Source organism: Moorena sp. SIO2C4 (genome assembly GCF_010672485.1).
Lineage (GTDB): Bacteria > Cyanobacteriota > Cyanobacteriia > Cyanobacteriales > Coleofasciculaceae > Moorena > Moorena producens.
Genome location: NZ_JAAHGN010001516.1, coordinates 1 through 1,224, shown reverse-complemented (window position 1 = coordinate 1,224; position 1,224 = coordinate 1). Strand labels below are relative to the sequence as shown.

At 42.8% G+C, this 1,224-nt stretch carries 2 protein-coding genes; both read right to left on the bottom strand.

The features are described from left to right. A partial coding sequence (locus F6K20_RS39120) for a cation transporter (protein ID WP_287298545.1) occupies positions 1-404 on the bottom strand: 404 nt, incomplete at its 3' end. Between the two features lie 386 nt (positions 405-790). Beyond that, positions 791-1,224, bottom strand: a 434-nt coding sequence (locus F6K20_RS39115; RefSeq protein ID WP_287298543.1) for a glutathione S-transferase family protein, incomplete at its 5' end; no start/stop codon positions are given.

The window sequence follows — 1,224 nt, the reverse complement described above, 5'->3', positions numbered from 1 at the left end:
TGATGTAACCAAGATGGAATCCAGGGGATAGATAATCCTGTCATCATCGGTAGTGAACCAATCACTAAGACAGTACTGAGCACAGCACCGACAATGAATTTTCGTTTTAGGTCAAGGGTTTCCGCTTGACGTTGCCATTCGAGATCATCAGGCTGATCACTGATATCCTCGATCGGGAAAGCTTGGTAGCCAGCATCACTGACTGTCTGTTGAATCAGTCTAGTTAGTTGCTGGTTAGTTTTTTGGGGGTTAGTTTCCTCGGTATTGTAGGTAATACTAGCTTCTTCTGTACCAAAATTGACGCTGCACTCTACCACACCTGGAACGGCTTGAATCACCGTTTCAATGCGTCTGGCGCAACCAGCGCAGCTCATTCCTTGTAAACGAAAGTTTTGTTGTTTCATGATTGACCCTCACCCTACAGTTAAAGGATAAACTCTCTAGTTTAGTGGAGAGTCAAGGGGATAAGTGTTAGTGGGTAAGGATTCAGCTTAAGCGCTACGCGCACGCTACGCGAACAGCCTTCAGCCGTCAGCCGTCAGCTGACGTAACAGAAATTAAACCAATGCTTAGGGAGTAGCCAAAAAATAAAATACCAGATTTTAGCTTGTAGGGTGGGCAAAAACATTTTGGTTCAAATGAGTCTTATAGATAAGATAACTTTGCCCACCCTACTTTAATTGGTATTTTTTTTACATGCAAGTCCCTTACCTGTTTTATTCAAAAGCTGTGAGCTGATAGCTGATAGCTGATAGCTGATAGCTGACCGCTGACCGCTGATAGCTTACATTTACTTTGTCTTATTTCCCCCAATCAGTTCACGAGCACGCAGTTTTACCAGAACTTTTATTCGGCGCTTGAATTCTTCAAAATCCTCTGCACTCATGTCTGTCTTCTGCCATGGTTCCCGTTGCATCAATCTTTTAAACCACTGATCCATGTTAGGATAATCAGTAAGATTAATCTCTAACTTCGGCAATAACGATATTGCTGCGACCGCAACGATATCTCCTAAGGTTAACTGGTCCGAAGCAAAGTAAGGGCTGTTTCCTAGCAAGTCTGATAAAAATTTGAGTACTCTATCTAGCTTCCGCTTGGCTAGTTTAAATTGTGGTGAATCTTCCTTTTGACAGATTAGTTGAATTACTGGGGAAAATAGCTCATTAGCAGTCAACAATTGTACCATCCGTACCTTGGCTAATGCCTCTGGTGAAGTTGGCAGCA